This window comes from Nitrosomonas sp. ANs5, from assembly GCF_050584665.1.
Lineage (GTDB): Bacteria > Pseudomonadota > Gammaproteobacteria > Burkholderiales > Nitrosomonadaceae > Nitrosomonas.
In genome coordinates this window covers 1-8,473 of record NZ_JBEUDO010000080.1, presented here as the reverse complement: position 1 = coordinate 8,473, position 8,473 = coordinate 1, and the positions used below count along the sequence as shown (strand labels likewise).

The 8,473-nt window shown below is 51.8% G+C and carries 5 protein-coding genes; 4 read left to right on the top strand and 1 reads right to left on the bottom strand.

Annotated elements, in window-relative coordinates; translation table 11 throughout:
* Positions 1-122 precede the first annotated feature (122 nt).
* Together ABTW62_RS12970 and ABTW62_RS12965 are read left to right on the top strand one after the other, a co-directional pair.
* Positions 123-569, top strand: a complete 447-nt coding sequence (locus ABTW62_RS12970; RefSeq protein WP_430904996.1) for a universal stress protein — start codon at positions 123-125, stop codon at positions 567-569.
* 371 nt (positions 570-940) lie between these two features.
* Positions 941-3,673 carry a cation-transporting P-type ATPase gene (locus tag ABTW62_RS12965; protein ID WP_430904995.1) on the top strand — a complete coding sequence of 911 codons (2,733 nt, stop codon included), beginning with the start codon at positions 941-943 and terminating at the stop codon, positions 3,671-3,673.
* A 639-nt stretch (positions 3,674-4,312) separates the two neighbouring features.
* Here the strand turns inward: ABTW62_RS12965 and ABTW62_RS12960 are convergent.
* Positions 4,313-5,914: a sodium:solute symporter gene (locus tag ABTW62_RS12960; protein ID WP_430904994.1), complete on the bottom strand. Its 1,602-nt coding sequence runs from the start codon at positions 5,912-5,914 to the stop codon at positions 4,313-4,315.
* A gap of 376 nt (positions 5,915-6,290) precedes the next feature.
* On the opposite strand from ABTW62_RS12960, the gene ABTW62_RS12955 reads away from it, so the two are divergent.
* Together ABTW62_RS12955 and ABTW62_RS12950 are read left to right on the top strand one after the other, a co-directional pair.
* A complete protein-coding gene (locus ABTW62_RS12955) occupies positions 6,291-6,878 on the top strand; it encodes a nicotinamidase (RefSeq protein ID WP_430904993.1) in 588 nt (195 codons plus the stop codon).
* On the top strand, positions 6,875-8,209 hold the full coding sequence (locus ABTW62_RS12950) for a nicotinate phosphoribosyltransferase (protein ID WP_430904992.1): 1,335 nt from the start codon (positions 6,875-6,877) through the stop codon (positions 8,207-8,209). The genes ABTW62_RS12955 and ABTW62_RS12950 overlap by 4 nt, the downstream gene beginning before the upstream one ends.
* Positions 8,210-8,473: the final 264 nt, after the last annotated feature.

Below are 8,473 nucleotides of genomic sequence, written 5' to 3'. Positions count from 1 at the left end.
TTAAGAAGCTGCTTGATCCTGTCATGCAACAGCGAGGAAGTTCATGTACGCAGCAGCAATGATAAGTTTAGAATGAACATGCAAAACGGATAGTTATTCAATCGAAATTTTCGGGAGGTGCCATGTACCAAAAAATCCTGGTCCCAGTTGACGGTAGCCCAACTTCAAACCGTGCTGTGCAAGAAGCGATCAAATTGGCGCAACGGTTAGGTTCCCAACTGGAACTGGTGCATGTCTATGAAGACATAATTTATCTAATTAACAAAGACTATATCAGTTACGAAGAATTGCAGAGAACAGTTCGTAGCTGTGGAGAAAAGATACTCGCCGAAGCCGAAATGCTCGTCAAGGAAGCTGGCCTGGAGGCTGAAACCAGGATAATTCAGGCGAGCAAGGAGCGTGTTGCGCAATTGCTGGTAGCCGAAGCCGAGCGTTGGCAGGCTGATCTGATCGTCATCGGCACGCATGGTCATACCGGCTTTAGTCGGTTGTTACTCGGTGGTGTGGCAGAAGGCTTGGTACGGATTGCACCGATTCCCGTTTTGCTGATTCGCGGCCAGGAGCATTGATGCCTGTTGACAGGATGACGGAAATTAAAACGCGAACGTAATAAGACTATTGACCTGGGCGGGAGCGCTATAGAAACTGAATATCTTGGTTGATCGCGATGATTTTATAGGCAACAATTGAAAAAGGGAATCATTCATGATTTTCAACCCTGCTCATAGGATGATGGTACTGCAGGCGGAATAGCGCAATTATCAAGCTGAAAAGTGGCATTGCAGCGTCCAGAGATACGCATGCTATGGTCCGCCCGAGATTCATCGGACGACTCAGCTTTTGGCAGCACTTTAGCGTTAATTCATTTGATTTTATAGAGGTCGGTCAGGTTGCCGTGCCGGCAATGATTAACAATTTCAGGCCAAATCAAGACTTTTCCATGACAGAAAACCACAAGATAATATCTACTCAACCATGGCACGCCCATGCGACAAACGAGGTGCTGGATCACTTTGAAAGTGACCCCCGGGGACTCACTCAGGAAGAGGCTGCACACCGGCTCGACACATACGGCCGGAATCGCTTGAAACCTGCGCAGCGCCGGGGACCGTTCAAACGCTTTCTGGTGCAATTCCACAACGTTTTAATCTACGTTCTGCTGGCGGCGGCGGCAGTCACGGCGATGCTCGGCCATCTGGTGGATACAGGCGTTATTCTCGGTGTGGTACTGGTAAATTCGATCATCGGTTTCATCCAGGAAGGTAAAGCGGAACGCGCGCTGGATGCTATCCGCGATATGTTGTCACCGCATGCAGTCGTGCGCCGTGAAGGCCAGACCCACGAAATTCCAGCCGAGGAGGTTGTGCCCGGTGATATCGTGCTGCTCGTGTCGGGTGACAAAGTGCCTGCTGATCTGCGCTTATTCGAAGTGCGCACATTGAAAGTGGATGAAGCCGTATTGACAGGTGAATCTGAACCCGTAGAAAAACATGTGAATCCGGTCGAGGAGGAAGCAGGGATCGGAGACCGCCTCTCCATGGCGTATTCCGGTACGCTGGTCACTTATGGTCAGGCGGCTGGCGTTGTCATTGCCACCGGTGAGGCAACAGAAATCGGGCGGATCAGTGCGATGATCGCGAAAGTGGAAGAAATTTCAACGCCGTTGACGCGCAAGATGGGCAAATTCGCCCATTGGTTGACGGGCGCGATCCTGGTCTTTGCCACACTCACGTTTACATTCGGCATTTATTTGCGTGACTATACGGCGGCAGATATGTTTCTGGCGGCAGTCAGCCTCGCGGTTGCCGCCATTCCGGAAGGTCTCCCGGCCATTATGACGATCACACTGGCAATCGGTGTGCAGCGCATGGCAGGGCGTCATGCCATCATTCGGCGGTTGCCTGCGGTGGAAACCCTGGGTTCGGTGACGGTCATCTGCTCCGATAAAACGGGTACGCTTACCCGTAATGAGATGACGGTGCAGAATGTGATGTGCGGAGAACAGCAATTTTCAGTCACTGGCGTAGGATACGCCCCCCATGGGGATTTCCTGTTGGATGACGCCGAGACCGATCCCGATCAACACGGCGACCTGATAGAGTTGGCACGGGCCGGTTTGCTGTGTAACGATGCCCGGTTGCGGCATAAACAAGATGTCTGGGAGCTGGAAGGTGATCCGACCGAGGGTGCGTTGATCACACTGGCATTGAAGGCGCGTCTCGATCCCGCATCCGAGCAAGAAACGTGCCCGCGTACCGATGTGATTCCATTCGAATCCGAGCACCGTTTTATGGCGACCTTGCATCATGATCACGATGGTCATGTGTTTGCCTACGTCAAGGGTGCCCCGGAGCGGGTGCTGGCGATGTGTGGCAAGGAACGTCACAATGGCTGCGATCGAGAACTGGATCGCGAACGCTGGGAATCGCTGATTGATCATCTGGCTTCACAGGGTGAGCGTGTATTGGCCATCGCCACCAAATGTTTCGATAATGATAAACACGCCTTGCAGTTCGGGGATGTGGAGGATCACCTGACTTTACTCGGCTTGGTCGGCATTATCGATCCGCCGCGTGACGAGGCGATTGTCGCGGTCAAAACCTGTCGAGAGGCCGGCATCCGTGTAAAAATGATTACCGGCGATCATTTGATTACAGCGCGTGCGATTGGCAAACAGCTGGGTATTGGAGACGGCATCAAGGCGGTTGAAGGTAAAGATATCGAGTCGCTGGATGATGTCAGTTTGCGCAAACTGGTTGCTGAAGTTGACGTGTTTGCGCGCTCGAGTCCGGAGCACAAGCTGCGACTGGTGGAGGCTCTCCAGGCAAATGATGAAGTGGTGGCGATGACCGGTGATGGTGTGAATGATGCCCCCGCCCTGAAGCGGGCGGATGTCGGTGTGGCGATGGGCGTAAAAGGGACCGAGGCTGCGAAGGAGGCAGCGGAAATGGTGCTGGCTGACGATAACTTTGCATCCATCGAGCGCGCGATTGAAGAAGGTCGTACTGTCTACGACAATCTCAAGAAATCGATTACCTTTCTGTTGCCGATCAATGGTGGCGAATCGGGTGCACTGATTGCTGCGATTATCATGGGCGCTACGCTGCCGATTACGCCGGTACAGATTTTATGGGTGAATATGGTAAGTTCAGTTGCACTCGCGCTTGCATTGGCATTCGAGCCGACTGAGCCGAATGTGATGCGGCGCGCACCCAGACCGGTGTCTGAACCCATTCTATCCGGGTTCCTAATCTGGCGTATTGCACTGGTTTCAACACTTTTTCTGATCGGTATTTTCGGCATGTTTGAACTGGCGCTTATGCGTGGGGCAGCGCTGGAAGAGGCGCGCACGATTGCAGTCAATACATTGGTCTCGATGGAAGTGTTTTATCTATTCAGTGTGCGTTACTTGCGTGCCCCTTCGTTTACCATGACCGGCATCAAGGGAACGAAGCCGGTTTTGATGGCGGTTGCCACGGTGCTCGTATTGCAGCTGATGTTCACATATGCGCCCTTCATGGAAGTATTTTTCGGCACCCGGCCACTGGCTGTTATGCAGGGGATAGAGATCGTGCTTGCCGGCGTGGTATTGTTGGTCATACTTGAATCCGAGAAATGGCTGCGTGGCCTATTGGGCTTTACGGGAGAATCGTCGCCCGCGCGTCCACGTTAGCATTCTAGTACTCCGTTCCGTCAATTAGCTTACAAATGAAATCGATGGATTCGCCTGCCAGGCTAGGCGCAAACCGCAGTCATAGCCGTAGCTATGGCGAGGATTTGCAACAACGCATGACAGGCGAAGGCGCGATTTCATGTAAGCGGTTTGGAGGAACGGAGTACTAGTGATTTACCACGAATGGACACGAATACACACGAATAATGCAAACCACTTCGATTGTGCTTCAACCGTAATTTGGCCGGTTATCACGTATTTGCCCTGCTGTATGGCAAAACGCAATCCATGTGTGCGTTGCCACCTAACCATTCGTGTGTATTCGTGGTTAACAAAACCAGTCAAACTCAGACCATTGCCAGCAAATCGCCGCATAGGTAAAAACCGGTGCGCAAGCGCACCCTTGGGGCTGTGTTTCAGCCGTAATTGGAGCGGTCATCATGCCTTTGTCCCGCCGTATGACAATATTCAACCCATGTGAACAGCACCGCTAAATCATTCGTGTGCATTCGTGTCCATTCGTGGTTGAATCAAACCGTGAATACACACGATTGGTAGAAGTCTGGTTTTGCAATTTCAGCTTCGTGAATGATGAGCATGTGTTCCAACGTTAACCTGGCTTCGGCTATGAATTGCTGGTTACCAGAAGCTAATCAGAAGCAGGAGCGTGATTGCGAGTATGATGGCTGATTGTATCCTGTAGTTTTGATACCATGCTTTATCCATTAGCGCCTTGCTTTCTTGCTTGTACGTATCCGCTGTCCAGAGCAAGCCTTCGATGGATGCGCGATCATGTTCGCTGATCTTGAACAGGGAAATGGCTATGATCAGGAGACTGCTGAAGACAAACAGGATCGGCGCCACGTAGAGGAAGTGGATATCGATGATGCCGAGTAGCATATTGGCCACGAACAGCAATGCGGACAGCAGATGTCCACCTATCAGTCCCCAGAAAGCGGCTTGCCTGTTGGCTCCGCTCCAGAATATGCCCAACAGCAGTGCCGCGACAAAGGGTGGGCTTTGATAGGCCAATATCGACTGCAAATAGACCCAGAGCGAGGGGAAATCGGCAATGATGGGTGCCCAGATGGCGGCAATCAGCATGAAGATGAAGGTCGTAATCCGGCCTGCCAATAGTAGCTGTTGTTCGCTCCATGCCGGTTTCAGCAGCTTGGTGAAATCCATCGTGACCAGTGTGGAAGCTGCGTTCAGAGTGGAGTCGATAGAAGACATGATTGCAGCGATCAACGCAACCAGTATCAATCCTCTCAATCCGCTGGGCAGTAAATCGAAGAGCAATACCGGGAATACAATATCCGGCGTGAAAGTATCCAGGGAAGGCAAGTCAGGATACAAGAGCAGGGCGAAGACGCCTGGCATAACCATGATGAAGAGCATAGGCAGTTTCAAAAATCCTGCCAGTAACACCCCCCAGCGCCCATGATCGAGGTTTCTGGCGCCCAGCACACGTTGTACCATGAATTGATTGGTGCACCAGAAATAGAAGCCGAGCAGCGGGACGCCAAACAACAGGCCGGGCCAGGGCAGAAAAGGATCATCGATCGGCTGAATGAGGCGCAGCATGCTCGCGTCGACATTGTTTACGACAGTCTGCCAGGAGTCCAGTCGCCCGAATGCCAGGGCAGAAATCAGGAGGGCACCAAGCAACAGCAGGATTGCCTGAATTGTATCGGTATAAACCACCGCCCTCAGTCCACCCAGAATTGTATAGACACCGGCCAGAATGGCGAGAATGATGACCGAAAGCGCAAAAGGTATTTCAGGGTAAAGCAGAAAAATGACTAGCGCGCCTGCGTAGAGTGCGCCAGCCGTGTCGATGAAAATATTTCCCAGGATGGTGAAAGCAGAAAAATAGAAGCGGGCACGTCTGTCATAGCGCCGTTCCAGAAATTCCGGCATGGTATAGACGCGGCTGTTTAACAACTGCGGCAGCAAAAACAGGGTGAAGAAGATCAGTACAATCGTCGCCATCCATTCATAATTGAATACCGAGATGCCAATGCTATATGCGCTGCCGGCCATGCCGATGAAACTGGTTGACGACATGTTGGAAGCAAGGAGAGACAAACCGATCAGTGGCCAGCTCAATGAGCGGCTGGCAAGAAAATAATCCTCGGTATTATTGGTATTTCTGGATACGCGCAATCCGATCCAGAGAATCACGATTACATAGCCGGTAATGACCATGTAATCATAGGTATGAAGTGTAAAATCAGGCATGTCGGCACACGATAAATGGGAGCGGTATAGTGGATTGGTGCTGCCCCGCGGCATTGTCTCGGCGGTCATCCGGGCATATTCTGTTGTATGCGCATTCCAGGTCGCCTTTTAATAATGGTAGCGAACAATGACGGGCCCGTCAGCAACGTTATCCGCCTGCTGCACGCAAACGTCCAGTATTTTGATATTCTGGTTGGAGCTTCGTCGTGACACGCCATTAAGCGGGGGCCTCACGACGGATGTAAGCCAGTCTGAAGGCTTCAGTCAAGCGGGCTATAGGATGTGATTCTCAAGGCCCAGCTTTGCTGCGGTGCTGGTCGTTTTGTGGTGGATCATTTGCCGTGATTAATATACCAATTCTAAGCGAGTACTGCTGATGGAACCTGTCACACTCGAACATGATGATGCCTTGATCATAGCCGATATGCAGAATGACTTCCTGCCGGGCGGAAGCCTGGCTGTGCCCGAGGGAGATGCAATTATCCCCCTGCTCAACCACTATATGGCCCGGTTTGAGGCAGGTGATTTGCCTGTATTCGCGACGCGTGATTGGCATCCGCCAAATCATTGCTCTTTTGTTCAACAGGGAGGCATCTGGCCGCCGCATTGCATCGCCCATACACCAGGCGCGGATTTTCATCCGTCGCTCAACTGGCCGCCTGGAACGCATGTCATATCCAAGGCAACTGCCCCGGAAAAAGAGGCTTATTCTGGTTTCGAGGGGACAGCGCTCGATACTTTACTTCGCGCCCATAGCGTGCGCCGATTGTTTATCGCTGGCATTGCAACTGAATATTGTATCTTACAGACGGTCAAAGATGCTTTGCGTAAAGGGTATCAAGTATTTGTGTTGGAAGATGGTGTGCGTGCAATCAATCTGCAACGGGATGACGGCGCGCGGGCAATTCAGGAAATGTGCCAGTCAGGTGCGCATTTGATTGACTTTGGGAGACTACAGCCATGAATCCGCTATCCAGCCCGCTATTGGCCGATCTCTACCAATTTACAATGCTGCAGAGCTATCTTGAGCAAGGTATGCACGATATAGCCGTGTTCGAATTGTTTATGCGCAAGCTTCCGCCAGAACGTAATTTCATGGTGGCGGCTGGATTGGAGCAGGTGGCCGATTTTCTTGAGCAGATGCGATTCACGGCAGAGGAGCTGGCGTGGCTGGCAGAACGGTTCCCGACAGCGGTCATTGACTACCTCGAGCATTTCAGTTTCAGCGGTGATGTGCATGCCATGCCGGAAGGTACGCTCTTTTTTCAGAATGAACCCATTCTGCGCGTGACGGCCTCCCTGCCGCAAGCACAACTGGTCGAATCACGTATCATCAATTTGCTGCATTTCCAGAGTCTGATCGCTTCGAAGGCTGCCCGTTCGGTTTTAGTCGCCCCCGGGAAACTGCTGGTGGATTTTGGTATGCGTCGCGCCCATGGTGCGGAAGCTGCATTGCTGGCTGCGCGCGCCAGCTATCTGGCAGGATTTTCCGGCAGTGCGACCGTGCTGGCGGGTGCTTTATATGACGTGCCGCTCTATGGCACGATGGCGCATTCGTTTATACAGGCACATGCCGATGAGGCGATTGCCTTTGAACATTTTGCACGTTCACATCCGGATAATGCGATCTTGCTGATCGATACCTATGATACCGAAGTGGCCGCTTCCAAAGTGGTGTGCCTTGCCCATAAATTGGCAGCTGAACAGATTCACATCAAGGGTGTGCGTCTGGATAGTGGCGATTTGGCTATGCATGCTTTTCAGGTAAGGCAGATATTGGATAGAGGTGGGTTGCTGCAAGCGCAGATTTTCGCCAGTGGTAATCTGGATGAATACCGATTAAGCGATATGTTAGCCTCGGGCGCACCGATCGATGGTTTCGGAATCGGCACGGCATTGGATATTTCCATCGATGTGCCCGCTTTCGATTGTGTTTATAAGCTTCAGGAATACGCCGGTGTGCCGCGCCGCAAACGCTCCGAGGGCAAGGCCACCTGGCCGGGCAGAAAACAGGTTTACCGCCAATTCGATGATCATGGCAGGATGCTGGCGGACATCGTCGCGCTCGAAGAGAATGACCCGCAACCGGGCCAGCCGCTGCTGCAGCCTGTCATGCGGGAAGGTGTGCGAATCCAGGCCTCTCCGGATTTGCATGCCATGCGTCAGCAAACCTTGCAAAATTACACAGTTTTGCCAGCTGGCTTGCGCGGCTTGAAAAAAAATGCGGCATATCCGGTTACAATTTCGAACGAATTGCAGGTGCTGGCGAGTGAACTCGACACTCGGATCGTTTGATCTGGAAATCTCGATTGATCGATATTTTAACTAATCTATTGTCATGAAAGAGTAAATTGTTGTTTTTATGCTCGCCCGGTCGGTCATGGCGCTTTAAGCGGAATTGCGCAGTTTTTAAATCCTATGACGACATCGCAACATACCGGAATGGAATGCTATTTCGTGGTGTTGCGCTTTGCTCTGCGGTCTAAAAGCTGGGCCTCTCGGTCCATCTAACTGAAATTTCTGGGTTCCTTACAGAATTCTATATGCCTCTGAACTATT

Bases quoted from the DNA above. Each gene is read 5' to 3' on its own strand.
- ABTW62_RS12965 (WP_430904995.1), top strand. From the start codon at position 941: ATGACAGAAAACCACAAGATAATATCTACTCAACCATGGCACGCCCAT.
- ABTW62_RS12955 (WP_430904993.1), top strand. From the start codon at position 6,291: ATGGAACCTGTCACACTCGAACATGATGATGCCTTGATCATAGCCGAT.
- ABTW62_RS12960 (WP_430904994.1), bottom strand. From the start codon at position 5,914: ATGCCTGATTTTACACTTCATACCTATGATTACATGGTCATTACCGGC.
- ABTW62_RS12970 (WP_430904996.1), top strand. From the start codon at position 123: ATGTACCAAAAAATCCTGGTCCCAGTTGACGGTAGCCCAACTTCAAAC.
- ABTW62_RS12950 (WP_430904992.1), top strand. From the start codon at position 6,875: ATGAATCCGCTATCCAGCCCGCTATTGGCCGATCTCTACCAATTTACA.